This is a genomic window from Arthrobacter sp. KNU-44, from assembly GCF_051843155.1.
Lineage (GTDB): Bacteria > Actinomycetota > Actinomycetes > Actinomycetales > Micrococcaceae > Arthrobacter.
Window position 1 is genome coordinate 4170666 of record NZ_JBPXNG010000002.1, and the last position, 17210, is coordinate 4187875.

At 63.8% G+C, this 17210-nt stretch carries 21 protein-coding genes; 12 read left to right on the forward strand and 9 right to left on the reverse strand.

Annotated elements, in window-relative coordinates; all coding sequences use genetic code 11:
* The first annotated feature begins 41 nt into the window (after positions 1-41).
* Entirely contained in the window at positions 42-1640 is a 1599-nt protein-coding gene (locus ACSVHC_RS20530) for an ABC-F family ATP-binding cassette domain-containing protein (protein WP_437770249.1), read from the forward strand.
* Positions 1641-1688: 48 nt separating this feature from the next.
* Here ACSVHC_RS20530 and ACSVHC_RS20535 read toward each other — a convergent pair whose 3' ends face one another.
* Genes ACSVHC_RS20535 through ACSVHC_RS20555 form a run of 5 tightly spaced genes read right to left on the reverse strand, consistent with a single transcriptional unit; the run spans position 1689 to position 4300 of the window.
* A complete protein-coding gene (locus tag ACSVHC_RS20535) occupies positions 1689-2132 on the reverse strand; it encodes an SRPBCC domain-containing protein (RefSeq protein ID WP_437770248.1) in 444 nt (147 codons plus the stop codon).
* A gap of 50 nt (positions 2133-2182) precedes the next feature.
* On the reverse strand, positions 2183-2668 hold the full coding sequence (locus ACSVHC_RS20540; RefSeq protein ID WP_437770247.1) for a YbaK/EbsC family protein: 486 nt from the start codon (positions 2666-2668) through the stop codon (positions 2183-2185).
* Positions 2652-3506 (reverse strand): SURF1 family cytochrome oxidase biogenesis protein, encoded by an 855-nt coding sequence (locus ACSVHC_RS20545; protein WP_437770246.1) that lies wholly within the window; start codon positions 3504-3506, stop codon positions 2652-2654. Before ACSVHC_RS20545 ends, ACSVHC_RS20540 begins: the two co-directional genes overlap by 17 nt.
* Positions 3507-3785, reverse strand: coding sequence for a hypothetical protein (locus ACSVHC_RS20550; RefSeq protein WP_437770245.1), 279 nt, complete (start codon positions 3783-3785; stop codon positions 3507-3509).
* Positions 3782-4300, reverse strand: coding sequence for a DUF3099 domain-containing protein (locus tag ACSVHC_RS20555; protein ID WP_437770244.1), 519 nt, complete (start codon positions 4298-4300; stop codon positions 3782-3784). The genes ACSVHC_RS20550 and ACSVHC_RS20555 overlap by 4 nt, the downstream gene beginning before the upstream one ends.
* A gap of 153 nt (positions 4301-4453) precedes the next feature.
* Here ACSVHC_RS20555 and ACSVHC_RS20560 point away from each other — a divergent pair, with 153 nt between their 5' ends.
* Together ACSVHC_RS20560 and ACSVHC_RS20565 are read left to right on the forward strand one after the other, a co-directional pair.
* Entirely contained in the window at positions 4454-5179 is a 726-nt protein-coding gene (locus tag ACSVHC_RS20560) for a beta-ketoacyl-ACP reductase (RefSeq protein WP_234749389.1), read from the forward strand.
* An 88-nt stretch (positions 5180-5267) separates the two neighbouring features.
* Positions 5268-6020 (forward strand): SDR family oxidoreductase, encoded by a 753-nt coding sequence (locus ACSVHC_RS20565; RefSeq protein WP_437770243.1) that lies wholly within the window; start codon positions 5268-5270, stop codon positions 6018-6020.
* 67 nt (positions 6021-6087) lie between these two features.
* On the opposite strand, the gene serB is transcribed toward ACSVHC_RS20565, so the two are convergent.
* Entirely contained in the window at positions 6088-6981 is an 894-nt protein-coding gene (gene serB / locus ACSVHC_RS20570; protein ID WP_437770242.1) for a phosphoserine phosphatase SerB, read from the reverse strand.
* Positions 6982-7106: 125 nt separating this feature from the next.
* Between serB and ACSVHC_RS20575 the strand changes: the two genes are divergently transcribed.
* The 9 genes from ACSVHC_RS20575 to ACSVHC_RS20615 all read left to right on the forward strand — a co-directional run bounded on the left by ACSVHC_RS20575 (position 7107) and on the right by ACSVHC_RS20615 (position 13394).
* Positions 7107-7892, forward strand: a complete 786-nt coding sequence (locus ACSVHC_RS20575; protein WP_059389255.1) for an ABC transporter ATP-binding protein — start codon at positions 7107-7109, stop codon at positions 7890-7892.
* A gap of 19 nt (positions 7893-7911) precedes the next feature.
* Entirely contained in the window at positions 7912-8697 is a 786-nt protein-coding gene (locus tag ACSVHC_RS20580) for a sulfite exporter TauE/SafE family protein (protein WP_059389254.1), read from the forward strand.
* Positions 8698-8703: 6 nt separating this feature from the next.
* Positions 8704-9522, forward strand: coding sequence for a TrmH family RNA methyltransferase (locus ACSVHC_RS20585; protein ID WP_437770241.1), 819 nt, complete (start codon positions 8704-8706; stop codon positions 9520-9522).
* A 263-nt stretch (positions 9523-9785) separates the two neighbouring features.
* The gene (locus ACSVHC_RS20590; protein WP_437770240.1) at positions 9786-9968 is read left to right on the forward strand and encodes a hypothetical protein; all 183 of its coding nucleotides are present in this window, start codon (positions 9786-9788) and stop codon (positions 9966-9968) included.
* Between the two features lie 14 nt (positions 9969-9982).
* Positions 9983-10354: a carboxymuconolactone decarboxylase family protein gene (locus ACSVHC_RS20595; protein WP_437770239.1), complete on the forward strand. Its 372-nt coding sequence runs from the start codon at positions 9983-9985 to the stop codon at positions 10352-10354.
* 10 nt (positions 10355-10364) lie between these two features.
* On the forward strand, positions 10365-11264 hold the full coding sequence (locus tag ACSVHC_RS20600) for an RNA polymerase sigma-70 factor (RefSeq protein ID WP_437770238.1): 900 nt from the start codon (positions 10365-10367) through the stop codon (positions 11262-11264).
* A 253-nt stretch (positions 11265-11517) separates the two neighbouring features.
* Positions 11518-11754: a hypothetical protein gene (locus ACSVHC_RS20605; RefSeq protein ID WP_437770237.1), complete on the forward strand. Its 237-nt coding sequence runs from the start codon at positions 11518-11520 to the stop codon at positions 11752-11754.
* A gap of 203 nt (positions 11755-11957) precedes the next feature.
* Positions 11958-12215, forward strand: coding sequence for a type B 50S ribosomal protein L31 (locus ACSVHC_RS20610; protein ID WP_009358283.1), 258 nt, complete (start codon positions 11958-11960; stop codon positions 12213-12215).
* Between the two features lie 81 nt (positions 12216-12296).
* Positions 12297-13394: a lipoate--protein ligase family protein gene (locus ACSVHC_RS20615; protein ID WP_439181261.1), complete on the forward strand. Its 1098-nt coding sequence runs from the start codon at positions 12297-12299 to the stop codon at positions 13392-13394.
* Here the strand turns inward: ACSVHC_RS20615 and ACSVHC_RS20620 are convergent, their stop codons facing one another.
* The 3 genes from ACSVHC_RS20620 to pepN form a co-directional block, all read right to left on the reverse strand.
* A complete protein-coding gene (locus ACSVHC_RS20620) occupies positions 13395-13832 on the reverse strand; it encodes a hypothetical protein (RefSeq protein WP_439181262.1) in 438 nt (145 codons plus the stop codon). It lies immediately after the preceding gene.
* A 212-nt stretch (positions 13833-14044) separates the two neighbouring features.
* Positions 14045-14467, reverse strand: coding sequence for a hypothetical protein (locus ACSVHC_RS20625; RefSeq protein ID WP_437770234.1), 423 nt, complete (start codon positions 14465-14467; stop codon positions 14045-14047).
* Positions 14468-14545: 78 nt separating this feature from the next.
* Positions 14546-17176 (reverse strand): aminopeptidase N, encoded by a 2631-nt coding sequence (gene pepN / locus ACSVHC_RS20630; RefSeq protein ID WP_437770233.1) that lies wholly within the window; start codon positions 17174-17176, stop codon positions 14546-14548.
* Positions 17177-17210 lie beyond the last annotated feature (34 nt).

Sequence of the window (17210 nt, forward strand, 5' to 3'; positions counted from 1 at the left end):
CCGGTGCTGCGGGTGTTCCCCATTGAAAGGCATCCCCCGAATTGATTACCGTCCAGGAACTCGAACTGCGCGCCGGCGCCCGCCTGCTCATGGACCAGGTGAGCTTCCGCGTGGACAAGGGGGACAAAATCGGGCTGGTGGGCCGGAACGGTGCAGGCAAGACGACCCTCACACGCGTCCTTGCCGGTGAGGGACTGCCCGCGGCCGGCAAAGTTGCCCGCAGTGGTGAGATCGGCTACTTGCCCCAGGATCCGCGGACCCCGGACATGGAGCAGCTGGCACGCGACCGCATCCTTTCCGCCCGCGGCCTGGACGTCGTGGTGGGCAAGTTGAAGCAGGCCCAAACAGACATGTCCAGCGAAGACGCCACGGTCCAGCGCAAAGCCATGAACCGCTACGACCGCCTGGAAACCGAGTTCCTCGCAGGAGGCGGCTATGCCGCCGAGGCCGAAGCCGCAGCCATTTCCTCCAACCTGGCCCTTCCCGAGCGGCTCCTGAACCAACCGCTCAAGACGCTCTCCGGTGGGCAGCGCCGCCGCGTGGAGCTGGCACGGATCCTCTACTCGGACGCCGAGACCCTCCTCCTGGACGAACCCACCAACCACCTCGATGCGGACTCGATCACCTGGCTCCGCGACTTCCTGAAGAGCCACCAAGGCGGGCTGATTGTGATCAGCCACGACGTGGAACTCCTCGAAGCCACGGTCAACAAGGTTTACCACCTGGACGCCAACAGAGCGCAGATCGACTTCTACAACATGGGTTGGAAGCGCTACTTGCAACAGCGCGAAACCGACGAGCGCGCCCGCAAGCGCGAACGCGCCAATGCCGAAAAGAAGGCCCAGGTCCTCATGGACCAGGCAAACAAGATGCGTGCCAAGGCCACCAAGGCCGTCGCTGCCCAGAACATGGCGAAGCGTGCCGAACGCCTGCTTGGCGGCCTGGAAGCCGTCCGCGAGAATGACCGCGTGGCAGCCTTGCGGTTCCCGGATCCCGCTCCCTGCGGCAAGACTCCGCTCACGGCAGAGGGTTTGAGCAAGTCCTACGGCTCACTGGAAATCTTCACCGACGTGGACCTGGCAATCGACCGTGGCTCCAAGGTGGTCATCCTGGGCCTCAACGGTGCAGGCAAGACCACCCTCCTGCGGATGCTCGCCGGCGTGGACAAGCCGGACACCGGCGACATCGTGCCTGGCCACGGGCTCAAAGTGGGCTACTACGCGCAGGAACACGAAACCCTGGACCACGACCGCACCGTCCTGGAGAATATGCGTTCATCCGCTCCGGACATGAAAGACGCAGAGGTCCGCGGGATCCTGGGGTCGTTCCTGTTCTCGGGTGACGACGTCGATAAGCCGGCGGGTGTGCTTTCCGGTGGTGAGAAGACGCGACTGGCCCTCGCCACGATCGTGGCCTCGAGCGCCAACGTGCTGCTCCTGGACGAACCTACCAACAACCTAGACCCCGCCAGTCGTGCCGAGATCCTTGGCGCACTGCGAAACTATTCCGGCGCCGTCGTGCTCGTCAGCCACGATGAAGGCGCCGTGCAGGCGCTGAACCCGGAACGCGTGGTCCTGCTCCCGGACGGCGTCGAGGACCACTGGAACGAAGACTACCTGGACCTCATCACCCTCGCTTAGGGCTGAGGGTCCGGGCATGTCGACGCCGTCAGGATATTTCCCACCCGGTCAAGGCATTTCCCACGGCACAGAGGCAAGTGGACGGCCTAGTTCTATGTAGCTTTTCAGATTGGACATGACCGCAGACCAGCCGCGGCCTGCAATCGCCAATTGTTCATCGTCGGCGATGTTCCTGTGATGGACCGTCAGCCTCGCGATTCCGTCATGTGACTCGATGGTGAAGGTGACCACGTCGGGCTTCACCACTGCTGGAACCGCGGGATCCTCCCACGTGTTCACGAGGCGCGACGGCGGCGTTGCTTCCAGGATGGTCCCCACGACGTCCGCGGTTCCGGAGCCGTCCGTGCGCTGGTGTTCCCAGCGCGAACCTGCCTTCCAGTCCGAGACATTCGCGTGGCCCCAGTACTCGGCGCTTTGGGCTGCGTCCGTCAGTGCCGTCCAAATCTGGTCCGGGGTGCCTTCGATGTACGTGACGTAGGTGTATTCAGCCATGCTCACCAGCCTAGCCCCAGGCCGGATCAATGACCCGGTGGACCACCGATTCAGCGGACCTTGAGGGGCTGGGCGGCCGTAATCCGCTGGAGTTCGCTGTAACTGATGGAGAACATCGAGTTATGGTCACCCGCGCCTGCCCAAAGCAGAGGATGCTCCTGGAGCGAAATGTCGAGGATCGTTCTTATGGGCTGCGGGTGTCCGAGGGGAGCTACGCCACCTACGGCCTGACCGGTGTGTTCCAAGACGAAGTCCGGGCTGGCTCTGCGGATCCTGGCTGTCCCCAAGGACGCCGCTACCAAGGCGGTGTCCACCTTCGCGGCCCCGCTCGCGAGAATCAACAGGGGAGCACCGTTGAGTTCGAAGACCAGGCTGTTGGCGATGGCCGCAATATCGCAACCCAGCAAGGAAGCAGCCGCAGCGGCGGTGGGGACATTGTCGTCGAAGGTGCGCACGGTGTCTTGCGCACCGGCCGCGGTCAGGGCTGACTTAACATTCAGCACGGGGGCCGGGATCGTTTCAGTAGCCTTGTGCATCCAGGATGGCGTCTTCCTCTTCTTCGGCCGTTGGCCGCTTTGATTTCCGTGGCGCGGGTGCCTTGCGACGAGGCATCGCGCTGATTTCTTCTTCCTCGTCCTCGGCATCAATCCGGGCATTGCGGGCCTGCTGCCTGGCTGCGTAGCCGAAACCGACGAACATCAGCACGCCGAAGGCGAACCACTGCAAAGAGTAGGAGAGGTGCGTGCCCTCGTCCGTTGCCGGCTTGGCGAACGGCGCGGGCATCGCCTGGACGGCGGGCGACTCAGTGGCGAGCTGCCCGTAGGCGCCGGTCATGATGGGATAACCAAGCTCCGTGGCAAAGGAAGGAAGATCGATGGATGCCAGCTGGCCGTCCACGGCGCCGCGGCCCAGATCCGGTTCAGAGGCCTTCAGGCGGGCGACGACGGTCACCTCGCCGGCCGGCGGGGCCGGGATGCTGTCGGGGTGGCCGGGAGTCTTGTTTCCGATGGGCAACCATCCGCGGTCAATCACTACCGCTTCGCCGCTCGACAATCGGAACGGGACCACTACTTCGTACCCCGGCTGGCCGTTGAGGGGGCGGTTACGGACGACGCGTTGACCCGAAATGTCATACCTGCCGTGAAGCTCGACTTGTGCCCATTCCCGTTCGGGGTCCAGGGACTGGAACTCCGCCTTGGCGGCGGAGAAGGGAAGGGGAGTGGCCGAGTAGTTGGTGACAACGCGGTTGATCTCGGCCAGCGTTTCGGCCCTGCGGTCCATTTGCCAGCGGCCCAGTAAAACGCAGCCGGTGGCGAAGATCAGGGCCAGGACGAAATAGCCCAGCCACTTGCTGGAAAAAAGAAAGCGGTACATTCAGCGGGCCTCGCCTGATTCAGTGGTCTTCGCGAACGGTATGGTCTCTTTCCAAAGATCGCGGGTCTGCAGGTAGTCTTCCAACCATGCCCGGTGCTCCTCGCAGGACAGCCACACCTTGCGGCGCTCGGGAGGGTGGATGCGCGGATTGTTCCACAAGAGCTGCCACGTAGCTTCGGCGCGGCATGCCTTGCGTGAGCAGACAGCCGGAGGCGTCTCGCCCTGGCCGGCATGCTGCTCATTCTCCAGCCCAAGGCCGCCCATAGTGAAGATATTCATGACGCCGCCTGCTCTTCCCCGTCGAGTGGATATTGGCGCTTGCTGGCGCCGGTGTTGTCATCTGGTTCCGGGCGGGAGGCGTCCTGATGCGTGGAGTCGTTGTCGTCGATGAGTTCGCCTTCCAACACGGTGGCGGGCGCCTCGGCGGGCTCCCCTTCTGCAGCTGGTGACGCTTCCAGCTCGACGGCCGGGACGTAGTCCAGCAAGGCGTCGCTATGGACTTCGGCCTTGTCGCTGCCATTGGCGATCACTACGGCAATCCAAGGCAGGAACACGGCCCCTGCTACCGCGATGATCTTGAACCAGCCATCCACCACGAAAATGAGCAACAGGCACACCAAGCGGATACCCATCGCCAAGGCGTACTTGATCATTCGTTCGCGCATGTCGTCCGAGTGGGCGGCAGCGGCGTCGGTAATGCTGTGCACCACGGGGTCACCTGAAACGGCGTCCGGGTCCCCGGGCGCCTGCAGGGGACTGTTATCTCTTGTCACGGCTGATTCATCACGCTCCAACGGCTTCCCTCAATTCTCTCACTCCGGAACGGGCCTCCCAAACCGCGCCGGGCGCAGCTGCCCGCGGCCAGGGGCACCCGGCGGCTAAGATCGATGCAGGAAATCACCCACTTTCAAGCGGCACAGTCCTGTCGCGGAACTCTGGAGAGCAGCATGTCTGAAGCAGTATCAACCGCCCGCAGTGTCCTCATCACGGGCGGAAACCGGGGCATCGGCCTGGCGATCGCAGAGTCATTCCTCGCCAACGGCGACAAGGTCGCCGTGACGTACCGCAGCGAAACGCCCCTCCCTGAGGGCATCCTTGGGGTCAAGGCCGATGTGACGGACGAGGCCTCGCTTGACGCGGCGTTCAAGGAAGTCGAGGCTGCCCACGGGCCCGTGGAGGTTTTGGTAGCCAACGCCGGCATCACCAAGGACACGCTCCTTTTGCGCATGAGCGAGGACGACTTCACTTCCGTCATCGACACCAACCTCACAGGTGCCTTCCGGGTCATCAAACGGGCCTCGAAAGGCATGATCCGCATGCGCAAGGGCCGGGTTGTGCTGATCTCCTCCGTGTCGGGCCTCTACGGCGCCCCGGGACAGATCAACTACTCGGCCTCGAAGGCGGGCATGGTGGGCATCGCCCGTTCCCTCACACGGGAACTTGGCAGCCGTGGCATCACGGCCAACGTGGTCGCACCGGGTTTCATCAACACGGACATGACCGCCGAGCTTCCCGAAGACACCCAGAAGGCGTATTTGGCGAGCGTTCCGGCGGGCCGCTTTGCCGAGGCTTCCGAGGTCGCTAACGTGGTCCGCTGGATTGCCAGTGACGAAGCCGCATACATTTCCGGTGCCGTCATCCCCGTGGACGGCGGCCTGGGCATGGGCCACTAGGTCAGGGTTCCCGCTGGCATGATTGACTCGGGACTAATAGAACTTGGATGTTTTGAACAAGTTGGACGCTTTGAATAAAGGAGCACGAATGGGACTGCTGGACAACAAGACGGCAATCGTCACCGGTTCTTCACGCGGCATCGGCGCTGAAGTAGCCAAGATGCTGGCTGGCGAGGGCGCCGCCGTCGTCGTCAACTACCGCCAAAAGGCCCCCCGGGCCAACAAAGTAGTGGGCGAGATCCAGGCAGCCGGCGGCCGTGCAGTAGCCGTCGGCGCTGACCTGACGACGCAGGAAGGCGTCCAGGCGCTGGCGAGTGCGGCCATGGAGGAATTCGGTTCGCTGAACGTCCTCGTGCTCAACGCTTCGGGCGGGATGGAATCCGGCATGGAGGAGGACTACGCCCTCAAGCTGAACCGTGATGCCCAGATCAACATGCTCAATGCCGCTGTTCCGCTGATGCCGGAAGGCTCCCGCGTGGTCTTCGTCACGAGCCACCAGGCGCACTTCGTCGAGACTGTTCCCACGATGCCTGAGTACGAGCCCGTTGCCCGCAGCAAGCGCGCCGGCGAAGTCGCGTTGCGCGAACTGCTCCCGAACCTGGCCGAGAAGGGCATCTCGCTCGTAGTGGTTTCCGGCGACATGATTGAGGGCACCGTGACGGCGACCCTGCTGGACCGCTCCAACCCGGGAGCCATTGAAGCCCGCCGGGCCGAGGCCGGCAAGCTGTACTCGGTGGAGGAATTCGCCGCCGAAGTGGCAAAGATGGTCACTGCCGACGTGGAGAGCGGCCACACCGAGTACGTCGGCGGCGCCGACTACTTCGGCAAGAGCGCTTTTTAGATTGCAAACACGAAAAAGCGGCCGGGGCAATGCCCCGGCCGCTTTTTCGTTGCGCGTGAATTCCCGCCTAAACGCCGGCGATATGCCGGACCGCGTCCAGGTACGGCATGTTGATGGCGGCATCAGCTACCGCCCTGACGGCAGGCTTGGCGTTGAACGCGACACCGATGCCCGCTGCGCCCAGCATGTCGAGGTCGTTCGCGCCGTCGCCCACTGCGATGGTGTGCTCAAGGTCGATTCCCTCGGCGGCTGCCCACTCACGAAGGTACTTCTCCTTGGCGGCGCGGTCGATCACGTCGCCAAGGACCTTGCCTGTGAGGAAGCCATCAACGATTTCAAGTTCGTTTGCGATCCAGTAGTCCAGCCCGAGTTCCTTCGCGATGGGCCGCAGGATCTGGTTGAAGCCGCCGGACACCACCGCCACCGCATGGCCGGCGGCCTTGAAAGCAGCCACGAGTTCCGCCGCGCCCTCGCTCAGGCGCACCTCGGCACGGACGGCGTCGACGACGGTGGCCGGCAGGCCTGCGAGGACCGCCACCCGGGCGTGGAGGCTTTGCGCGAAGTCCAGTTCGCCGCGCATCGCGGCCTCAGTCACGGCCGCGACTTCCTCGCGTTTGCCGGCGTGCGCGGCCAGCAGTTCGATGACTTCCTGCTGGATCAGGGTGGAGTCCACATCCATGATCAGCAGCTTCCGTGAAGCGTCACGCAGCGCGTCGGCGACGATAGCCGTGTCCATGCCTGGCGCCGCGGCGTCGGCGACCCTGCGCCGGAGGCCCGACAAGTCGGCGACGGTAGCGCCGTCAACGGCCAGGCCAATGGTGTAGACCCCAAAGCGATCGTCCCCCGAGCGCGACTCCGACGTTAAGGAAGCCCCCGAGCCGGACAGCACCTTTCGCAGGTGTTCAAGCTCCGAAAGGGACAAATTCACGCCATAGCTGACCGCGGTCAAGTTCGAACTCATGGCTGCAATCTTAGCGAGCGCGGAACAGCCGCCCGAACTCGTGTTTCATTCAAGGCGCCCCGCAAACAGTGTGACCGGAGTTCCGGTTATCTATCGCCCCTATTTTTGTCCTAGTGTCTACTCCTATGAGTGATGTTCTTGAATTGGCTTCCGTCAGCGTTGTCCGAGGTACCAAGACCCTGCTGGACAAGGTTGACTGGCAGGTCAATGAAGGCGAACGCTGGGTCATTCTCGGTCCCAACGGTGCCGGCAAGACCACTCTGCTCCAGATCGCCGCCGCCCGCATGCATCCCACGAGCGGGAAAGCCGGGATCCTTGACGAAACGCTGGGCCGGGTGGACGTCTTTGAGCTCCGTCCGCGCATCGGCCTTTCCTCCGCGGCCCTGGCCACCCAGATCCCGGAGCAGGAAAACGTGCTGAACGTCGTGGTCACCGCTGCCTACGGCGTGACCGGCCGCTGGCGTGAGGGATACGAGCGCGACGACGAGCGCCGGGCCTTCGGCCTCCTCAACGAATGGGGCATGGGTCCTCTGCTGAACCGCTCCTTCTCCTCGCTTTCCGAAGGTGAGCGCAAGCGCGTGCAGATCGCCCGGGCGCTCATGACCGATCCTGAGCTGCTCCTGCTCGACGAGCCGGCTGCCGGCCTCGACCTCGGCGGACGGGAAGAGCTCGTCCACAAACTGGGTGAGCTCGCCCGCGACGAGGATGCTCCCGCCATGGTTCTCGTGACGCACCACCTTGAGGAAGTTCCTCCGGGGTTCACCCACGCCATGCTGCTTCGCGACGGCGGGGTGGTTGCCGCGGGACCCATCGAAGAAGTCCTCACGGCAGAACACCTCAGCAACACCTTCGGCCTTCCCCTGGACGTGACCGAAAACTCCGGCCGCTACACGGCCACCGCCCGCCGCTAGGCCGGGGCAGCGAGAAGCAGTGGAGATCCTTAGCGGCATCCTGATCTTTTTCGCGGGCTTGTGGGCCGGAACCATCAACAGTGTGGTCGGCTCGGGAACGCTGGTGACGTTCCCGGTCCTCATCGCCCTAGGCTATGCGCCTGTCACGGCGACCATCAGCAACGCCATGGGGCTCGTGGCAGGCAACGTAACTGGGGCCTGGGGCTATCGTCACGAACTCCGGGGCAGGGGACGGCAGTTGCTCAGGCTCTTGCCGGCGTCGCTGCTTGGTGGCATCACGGGTGCGTGGCTGCTGCTGCATCTCCCGGAGAAGGTCTTCTACTACGCCGCTCCCATCCTGATCGTGGTCGCGCTGCTCATGGTGCTCTTCCAGCCCAAGCTCCAACGGTGGGTCCAGGACAGGGCCGGCAACCCGGAGCACGCCATCCACGACAAGCGGCACACCGTAATCCTCGTGGTGTTGGTGTACCTCGCCGGGGTCTATGGCGGCTATTTCGTGGCGGCCCAAGGTATCCTGCTCGTCGGCATTCTGGGTGTTTTCATGACGGGCACCATCCAGAACGCCAACGCCATGAAGAACATCCTGGTGCTGGCCGTCAACGTGGTGGCAGCATGCTCCTACCTCCTGTTTGCCTTTGGCCGGATCGAATGGCCGGTGGTGGCAGTCATCGCGGTCAGTTCATTGATCGGCGGACTGGTGGGCTCCAAAGTGGGACGGCGCTTGAAGCCCCTTGCGCTGCGAATCGTGATCTTCGCGCTCGGCATCGTGGCGCTCGGCTTCATGATCGCCAACTTGTTGAAATAGGAACCCGTGACTTTCCACTACCTTGAGTCCGCCGACGACCCGCGCGTTGCCGACTACACACAACTGACGGATGTCCACCTCCGCAAGCTCCGCGAGCCTGCGGAGGGCATGTACATCGCCGAATCGTCCAGGGTCCTGCGACGCGCCCTCGCGGCCGGCCATCAGCCCCGATCCTTCTTCCTGGCGGAGAAATGGCTGGAAAACCTCGACGACGTTTTCCAACAGTTCCCGGAGGTTCCGGTCTACATCGGCAAGGCTTCCTTGCTTGAGGAAATCACGGGATTCCATTTGCACCGGGGTGCCATGGCGGCTATGCATCGGCCCGCGCCCGTGCCTCTCGAGGAACTTCTCGCCGATTGCGTTCGTGCGCGAAGGCGATCAAGGATCGCAGTGCTTGAGGACCTTACCGATCATACGAATGTAGGAGCCGTGTTTAGGTCAGCCGCAGCGATCGGCGTCGACGCCGTGCTGGTGTCGCCTCAGTGTGCCGATCCGTTGTACCGGCGCTCGATCAGGGTCAGTATGGGCACAGTTTTTCAGGTGCCGTGGACGAGGATCGACCCGTGGCCAGCTAGCATCGAACAGCTGAAAGAGGCGGGCTACTTCGTGGCAGGCATGTCCCTGGGCGAGGGAGCCATCACTTTGGATGAGCTGGTGGCCCAGGATCATCAAAACCTGGTGCTGGTTTTCGGAACCGAAGGCGACGGGCTGAAGCCCGAGACAGATCAATTACTTGATGCCCGAGTGACGATTCCGATGATGAACGGCGTCGACTCGCTGAACGTTGCTGCGTCGTCGGCCGTCGCGTTCTACGCGACGAGGTAACCAATGGCCGGCAGGATAATCTGAGACGGGTCAGCACGCACTGACTGTACAGTGCATGCTGACCTGTTGTGGTGCCCTTCGATCAGTCGGCTGCGTAGAAGTTCCGGTCCCACCGGTGGGCGCGCAGCTTCCCTACCTGGTCTGCCGGGAGGCCGCGACCGTCGGCGACCTTGGCATTCCGGCACGTCGGCGTCGCTGTCACAGATCGGGCGCGGGCGGTGTCTTCATGTCATAGGACCCAGAACCGACCCGCAGGAGGAGTCATGACCAGCAGGATCCCGGCCGCAGAGATCACCGGTTTCTACGGCGTACTCATCAAGAAGTTCAGCGCGAAGATGTTGGGCAAAGTCCCGGAATCGTTGGGCGTCATGTGGCACAACCAGCCCGTTCTCAAGGCATCCATGGGCTTCGGACAGAAGCTGCAGAAAGCTGTGACGAGTCGCTGAAGTCCTACGCGCACATGGCCGTGGCCTCACTCATCGGTTGCACGTGGTGCCTGGACTACAACTACTTCATGGCCCACAACCACGGCCTCGACCTGGAAAAGGCACAGCAGATCCCGCGCTGGCGTGATTCCGGGGTCTTCACGCCCCTGGAGCGGGACGTGCTGGACTATGCCGAAGCGATGAGCACGACCCCCGTAACGGTCACTGACGAGCTCGCTGCCCGGCTGCTGGAGCAGCTCGGCTCACCGGGCCTGGTTGAGCTGACCAGCGTTATCGGCTTTGCCAACCTCACGACCCGCGGCAACGTCGCCCTCGGCATTGAGTCCGAGGGTTTCGCGGATGCCTGTGGCTTGAAGCCGCTCGCGGCACGAAGCGGCGCGCGGTAGCGTGGCGGGCATGAGCAGCTCCGGCGCCACCGACAGCTTGGACCTTTTCGTCACTCATCGCAGCCTGCTCTTCACCGTCGCCTACGAAATGCTCGGCTCCGCCGCCGATGCCGAGGACGTGGTGCAGGAGGCCTGGCTGCGATGGTCTGACCTGGGCACCGGAGCCCGCGCGGAGGTGCGTCACCCTCGGGCCTATTTCGCCCGTATCGTCACCCGCCAGGCGCTCAACCGCCTCCGCGCACTGTCACGACGGCGGGAGGATTACGTCGGGGAATGGCTGCCCGAGCCCCTGCTCACCGTGCCGGATGTCGCCGAGGACGTGGAACTGGCCGAAAGCGTCTCGATCGCCATGCTCACGGTTCTCGAATCCCTCACCCCTGTGGAGCGGGCGGTCTTCGTACTACGGGAGGTTTTCGACGTGCCCTACGAGGAGATTGCCGAGGCCGTGGGCAAGTCAGCGGCCGCGGTGCGCCAGATCGTCAGCCGTGCGCGCTCTCATGTGGCCGCCCGCCGCCCCCGCATGCGTGTGGACCGCAGCGAGCAGCAGGAAGTCGTCGAACGGTTCCTGGCGGCGGTCACCACCGGGGATGTGCAGGGCTTAATGGATGTGTTGGCGCCTGACGTCGTACTCATCGCCGACGGCGGCGGCGTCGCGCAGGCGGTTCGGGTGCCGGTGTACGGTGCGAAGAAGGTAACAAATCTGCTGCGGTCCTTCCCAGAGGCCGCGCTCAACCCGAGAATCGCTCTGCTCTGGCTCAACGCCGGCCTCGGCATACGGATCGACGACGAAGCAGGCGGTCCGTCACTCATCAGCCTGGTGGTGGAGGACGGCAGGATCGCACGAATCTTCGCCATGCGAAACCCGGACAAGCTCGGCCACTTGGAAGAGGAGACCCAGCTGGTGCGCTAGCCGCTCAGACCCTCCATTGCGATCTCGGCGCAAGTCGGCGTGGCCTCGTACAGCTAAAGTGGGATCCACCGCTCCATATGCGGACTTCTGCGACAAAGTGCAGCATGATTCTTTGGCTGGGGTCTGCTGTCTCTTCGCCAACTCGAGCCCGCGGTTCCCACCCGTCGAACACTAGACGGGCGAGCCAAGCAACAGCCGGGGCTCTGCCCCGGTCGGGCACGCCCGCGACTGCGCATAACGCACCAGGAGAAACATGCTTGTCTTCCGGTACGTCTACAGTGCTGTATTCGTCTTCGCAGTGTTCTGGGCGATCTTCCTCGAAGACCTCCCTGTCTTCGGGCGGCTCGTCTTCCCGCTCTTTGTGCTCATTCCTCTGATCCTCAACGAAATACAGATCCAGAAGACGCGGAAGCCGAAAGCAGAACTCCGCTCACACGAGGCAAAGTCCCTGACGGACGACGTCCACCACGACTACAGGGAAGCAAACTAGCCAGGACACTTGCAGGCACTCCTGACAGGCGCGGCCAATGAGGAGACCGCCCCCGCGGCTGACCTCGGTTCGTATGGCCCCGCCGCTTCCGCTATGATTGGTTGTTGGCCCGACCGCTGAAATTTGCAAATGGAAGCAACGGACCACCTCCATTCATACCTGGCAGCTGGCAAAATCCAGTTGCGTGAACAAAAGGTCCCATTATGAAGTCTGATATCCACCCGAAGTACGAAGCTGTTGTTTTCAACGACCTGGCTTCCGGCGTCAAGTTCCTGACCAAGTCCACCGTGTCTTCTTCCAAGACCATCGAGTGGGAAGACGGCAACACCTACCCGGTCATCGACGTCGAAATCTCCTCGGAGTCCCACCCGTTCTACACGGGCAAGCAGCGCATCATGGACTCTGCAGGCCGCGTCGAGCGCTTCAACGCTCGCTTCAAGGGCTTCGGCGGCAAGAAGTAATCAACTTCACCTCCAAGCTTCTGTGAAAGCCCGCACCCGCCGAATCATCGGTGGCTGCGGGCTTTTGCGTTTTCCGGCAGGATGGAAACCATGACTTCCAGCATGGCATTCCAACATGGCGAACCCCGGCTCCATGGCGAATACAAGGTCCCCGGCGGAAAACTCGTAGTTGTAGACCTCGACGTCGTGGACGGGCGGTTCTCGAACGTCTCGCTGAGCGGCGACTTCTTCCTCGAACCGGACGAGGCCCTGCTGGACATCAACCGGGCGCTCACGGGCCTTGCGGAAGGTTCGACGCCGGCCGAGATGTCCGCGGCAGTCACCGCCGCGCTGCCTGCCGACTCGGTCCTGTTCGGCTTTTCCGCCGACGCCGTCGCCGTTGCTGTCCGCAGGGCGCTGTCTAAGGCCAGCGGGTGGGCGGACCACCAGTGGGAGGTCATCCCGCCGTCGGTCCTTCCCACGCATCTCAACGTGGCGCTGGACGAGGTCCTCACGGAACAGGTCGGGGCCGGGCTCCGCAACCCCACTTTGCGCTTCTGGGACTGGGAGGAGCCGTCAGTGGTGATCGGCAGCTTCCAGTCTTTCCGCAACGAGGTGGATCCCGACGGCGTCGCGCGCCACGGGATCACGGTGGTCCGCCGCATCAGCGGCGGGGGAGCGATGTTCATGGAGGCCGGAAACTGCATCACCTATTCGCTCTATGTGCCACAGAGCCTCGTGGATGGCATCAGCTTTGCCGACTCCTACGCGTTCCTGGACGCGTGGGTCATGGCTGCCCTGGAAAAACTGGGCATTACTGCGTTCTACGTCCCGCTCAATGACATCGCCACCGAGCAGGGCAAGATCGGCGGTGCCGCGCAAAAGCGACTCGCCAACGGCGGCATGCTGCACCACGTCACCATGAGCTACGACATCGACGCCGACAAGATGGTCGAGGTCCTGCGCATTGGCAAGGAAAAGCTTTCCGACAAAGGCACCCGCAGCGCAAAGAAGCGCGTGGATCCACTCCGCCGGCAAACGGGCTTGGCGCGGACGGAAATCATCAAAGCCATGCAGGAGGTCTTCACCGAGCGCTACGGCGCCGCGGAATCCCGCATCACCGACGCCGAACTGGGAACAGCCCGGGAACGGGTGCAGTCAAAGTTCGGTACCGAAGAATGGCTGCACCGTGTTCCCTAGTTACTCCGCCCGATACGCATCCACTGCCTGTTCCAGGACCGGACCGTAGAGCGGCCATGAATCGTCGGGAGCCGCCACGATGAGGACGCTGCTGCCCTTGCTGCCCGCTACGAGGCAAGCTATTTCACGGTAGCGGTTGTTGCCGACGTGGGTCACATAGCGGTCCTCCACGCAGGAACCCGTGCCTCCGCGGAAAGCCATTCCCGTTCGCTCGGCGATTTTGCCGGGTGACGAGGAGTTCTCGTCCGCCAGGTGATCGAGCCTGAAGGTGTTCCAATTGTCCAGCGACTCGCTGCCCTGCCGGGGCGCGGCGTTGAGGTATATCCGCAGCTCTCCCGTTGACGACGAGACATTCGCGGACACACTGCCGGGATCGCTTTCCGCAGGCTTGGCATCGGGTGGGACTGAAAGGACCCCCGTGCCGTCCGGAAGTTCCATGGTTTTCCACCCAGCCGGGGCCGGTGCTGGCTTGAACCACGCAAACGGTGCTTCCGCGGAGTGAACGGTGCGGGAACCAGGGCTTTGAACAGCCGAACTGCAAGCCGCCACCGTCATCATCGCAACCACCCCCAGGGAGAGCCCGGCGAACCGCCTTATTCTGTCGCGTGGCGGCGTGCTACCGGTTTCCATCGCCGTCGTCCGGTCCGCCGTTATCGTCGCCGTCGCGGTCGCCGCCATTGGGGTGCCGCGGGGGCGGCGGAACCATGTGGGGTGGCGCCGGCGCCGGGGGTGGGACGACAGCTGGCGGCGCCGGGGGAGGCGGAACGACGGCGGGCGGAACCGTTGCTGGCGGGGCCGGGGACGAAACCGCCGGCGGCGGGGTTGGCGTCGCCGTCGGGCTCGTCGACGGTGTTGCGGGAGTCGGGGTGGTGGTGCTCAGTGAAGGTGACGGCGTGCTTGGGGCGGGCGTGGTGCTCGCCGGTGGGCTGGCCGGCACCGGAGCGGCCGGCTGTCCGCCGAAGCAGCCCCCGAGCAAAAGGGTGGTGCCAAGCGCTGCTGCGGCAAGCACGGGGCGAGGAAACTTCATGGTGACCGTCCTCAAGAAAGGCCCATGCGGAGCGCCGGGCTTGCATCTAAAGACGACGCCGGCGATCCCGTTGGTTCAAGGCCAGCTCGTCAACCCCGGATCGCCGGATACTGAGTCGGCCCGGCTACGGCGCTACGGTTTCTTGTTGCGACGCGCTGGCGGCTTGGGCCGCCAGGGCGCGGAACAAATGGCTGCGCTGCTCAATCACGATGCGCCGGAGCGCCCGCGGAGCTTCCGTGTGGGCGCCAAGCCAATCGTCCGTGCGCCGAAGCACCGGATGATCTGCCGGAGCCATCCCGGCCTGCAGATCCTGGGCTGCGGGGAACAGGCCCCGGACAATCCGGCCCCCGATCTCGATGCTCCGGGATTGCCAGACATCCTCCAGGCAGTCGAAGTACGGTTCGGTGAAGCCGTCCAGGAGCCCGGACGGGGCGAGAGAGAAACCTGCGATTGTCGCGCTCAGAATCTCGTTGGAGAGCCCGGTGTCGTTAACTGCGGCATTCCATGCGGCCGTCTTGACGGCGGCATCCGGACGGGCAGCTGCGGCCACCGCATGGCCTTCGCGTCCCGCCGCGGTGTGGTCCAGGGCGAGTTCGGCATCCAGTTCCGATAGCGTGGCCGCTCCGTTGGCTGCCAGTGCTTGCCACAGGCTCCACCGGAGATCCGCATCCACCGTCAGGCCATCCACTATCACGCTTCCGGAGAGAATACCGCGGAAGAACTCGACATACGCGCCGTCATGGCGCGACAAATCCGCCAGGGTCCTTGCCCAAGCAAGCTGCTGGTCGGAACCCCGTTCGGCAGTCCGCAGCTGCATCGCGCTGGCCGCCATCAGGCTCTCCCGGACCTCCTTCCGTTGCGGAGCGGGGACGTAGCGCTCGACGGCGGTCACCGCGTTGCCCAGAACGTTCAGGAGGACGCCGATTCCTGACTCGGCAGGGGCGAAGCGTTCGACGGCGGCGACGTACAGCGCCGCGGGGGTAACGGCGTCGCGCGCTGAATCCCACAGGGCTGTCCAGCACAACGCCCGGGCCATCGGATCGCTGAGCCGGTCCAAGGAGGAACGTACCGTTGCCTCCGACTCCGCATCCAGGCGCACCTTGGCATAGCTGAGGTCGTCGTCGTTGACGAGAAGGAGGGCCGGGCGCGGCTTGCCCGCGAGTTCCTCCACCGCGGTGTCGGCGCCTTCGACGTCCAGCTCGATGCCGTCGGTGCGGAGCAATTGGCCGCCGTCGTGAAAGTTATAGAGACCGATCCTGAGCCTGTGCGGGCGGTGTTCCTGCTTGCCCGTAATGGGGTCCACGGAGTCCTGGCGCAGGGAGACTGCCTCCATGGCATCGCCGTTCCCGGAGATTTCGGCCGCAATGGTGGAGATCCCCGAGGTCTGCAGCCACTGCCGGGCCCACGTGCCAAGGTCCCGGCCCGATGCCGTGCCCAGGGCTTCGAGGAGGTCGGTCAGTGAGGTGTTGCCGTACTCGTGATCCTTGAAGTAGCGTCGCGAGCCGGCAATGAACGCCTCGAACCCGACGTAGGCCACTAACTGTTTGAGGACGGAAGCGCCCTTTGCGTAGGTAATGCCGTCGAAGTTCTGCTTGGCGGCTTCCAGGTCGGGAATGTCCGCCACGATGGGGTGGGTCGTGGGCAACTGGTCCTGCACGTAGGCCCAGGACTTGCGCTTGTTCGCGAAATTCACCCAGGCGCTGTCCCAGTCCGTGGCCTTGTCCACGCCTAGGGTGCCCATGTAGTCGGCGAAGGATTCCTTGAGCCAGAGATCGTCCCACCAGGTCATGGTCACGAGGTCTCCGAACCACATGTGGGCCATCTCGTGCATGAGGGTGTTGGCGCGGGCCTGGTACTGGGCATCGGTGGCCCGCGAGGTGAAGACGTATTTCTCGGTGAAGGTGACCAGGCCGGGATTCTCCATCGCACCAAGGTTGTACTCCGGCACGAACGCCTGATCGTACTTGCCCCACGGGTACGGATAGTCGAAGAGATCGTTGAAGAAGTCCAGGCCGTTCTTCGTCAGGCGGAAAAGCTCCGCGGCGTCGAAGGACTCTTGCATGGATGCGCGGCAATAGAGCGCCAGCGGAACCTCAAGGCGGGTTCCGTCGTCGAGCGTCTTGCTCCAGTGGTCAGTAGCGCGGAAATAGGGACCGGCGAGGACCGTGGTGATGTAGGTGGACATCCGCTTGGTGGTGGCGAAGTCCCAACGGCTCGTGGCCGGATCGCTCGTCAGTTGCGTCCGGTCGAGCTCGGCGCCGTTGGATGCCACCTGCCAGGCGGAAGGCGCCATGATGTGGAAGGTGAATTCGGCCTTCAGGTCCGGCTGTTCGAAGTTCGCGAAGACGCGGCGGGCGTCCGCCGGTTCGTATTGCGTGTAGAGGTAGCACTGCCCGTCGGCGGGATCGACGAAGCGGTGCATGCCCTCTCCGGACCGGCTGTAAAGCGCGGTTCCGGTGACCGTCACCTGGTTTTCGGCCTGGAGATTGTTGAGGTGGATCCTGTCGCCGTCCACAACCTCGGCGACGTCTAGCCCTTTTCCATTGAGGAAGACGCTATGTACGCCACCGTGGATGAAATCCAGGAACGTGGAGGAACCAGGCTGTGCGGAAAAGTTGATGACGCTGCGGCTTGTGTACCCTGGCACGCCCGCATCGGCGGCTTGGCGGACGTCAAGGGAGACATCGTAGCTGTGGGTGCTGATCAGGGCTGAACGGGTGGCGGCTTCAGCGCGCGCCAAGTTGTGATTCGACACCCAGCTATCTAATCATGAGCAAGACGGCGCCCAA

Coding starts and splice junctions, on each gene's coding strand:
- ACSVHC_RS20535 (WP_437770248.1), bottom strand. CDS start 2,132: ATGGCTGAATACACCTACGTCACGTACATCGAAGGCACCCCGGACCAG.
- ACSVHC_RS20540 (WP_437770247.1), bottom strand. CDS start 2,668: ATGCACAAGGCTACTGAAACGATCCCGGCCCCCGTGCTGAATGTTAAG.
- ACSVHC_RS20545 (WP_437770246.1), bottom strand. CDS start 3,506: ATGTACCGCTTTCTTTTTTCCAGCAAGTGGCTGGGCTATTTCGTCCTG.
- ACSVHC_RS20550 (WP_437770245.1), bottom strand. CDS start 3,785: ATGAATATCTTCACTATGGGCGGCCTTGGGCTGGAGAATGAGCAGCAT.
- ACSVHC_RS20560 (WP_234749389.1), top strand. CDS start 4,454: ATGTCTGAAGCAGTATCAACCGCCCGCAGTGTCCTCATCACGGGCGGA.
- ACSVHC_RS20565 (WP_437770243.1), top strand. CDS start 5,268: ATGGGACTGCTGGACAACAAGACGGCAATCGTCACCGGTTCTTCACGC.
- serB (WP_437770242.1), bottom strand. CDS start 6,981: ATGAGTTCGAACTTGACCGCGGTCAGCTATGGCGTGAATTTGTCCCTT.
- ACSVHC_RS20575 (WP_059389255.1), top strand. CDS start 7,107: ATGAGTGATGTTCTTGAATTGGCTTCCGTCAGCGTTGTCCGAGGTACC.
- ACSVHC_RS20590 (WP_437770240.1), top strand. CDS start 9,786: ATGACCAGCAGGATCCCGGCCGCAGAGATCACCGGTTTCTACGGCGTA.
- ACSVHC_RS20595 (WP_437770239.1), top strand. CDS start 9,983: ATGGCCGTGGCCTCACTCATCGGTTGCACGTGGTGCCTGGACTACAAC.
- ACSVHC_RS20600 (WP_437770238.1), top strand. CDS start 10,365: ATGAGCAGCTCCGGCGCCACCGACAGCTTGGACCTTTTCGTCACTCAT.
- ACSVHC_RS20605 (WP_437770237.1), top strand. CDS start 11,518: ATGCTTGTCTTCCGGTACGTCTACAGTGCTGTATTCGTCTTCGCAGTG.
- ACSVHC_RS20610 (WP_009358283.1), top strand. CDS start 11,958: ATGAAGTCTGATATCCACCCGAAGTACGAAGCTGTTGTTTTCAACGAC.
- ACSVHC_RS20615 (WP_439181261.1), top strand. CDS start 12,297: ATGGAAACCATGACTTCCAGCATGGCATTCCAACATGGCGAACCCCGG.
- ACSVHC_RS20620 (WP_439181262.1), bottom strand. CDS start 13,832: ATGGAACTTCCGGACGGCACGGGGGTCCTTTCAGTCCCACCCGATGCC.
- ACSVHC_RS20625 (WP_437770234.1), bottom strand. CDS start 14,467: ATGCAAGCCCGGCGCTCCGCATGGGCCTTTCTTGAGGACGGTCACCAT.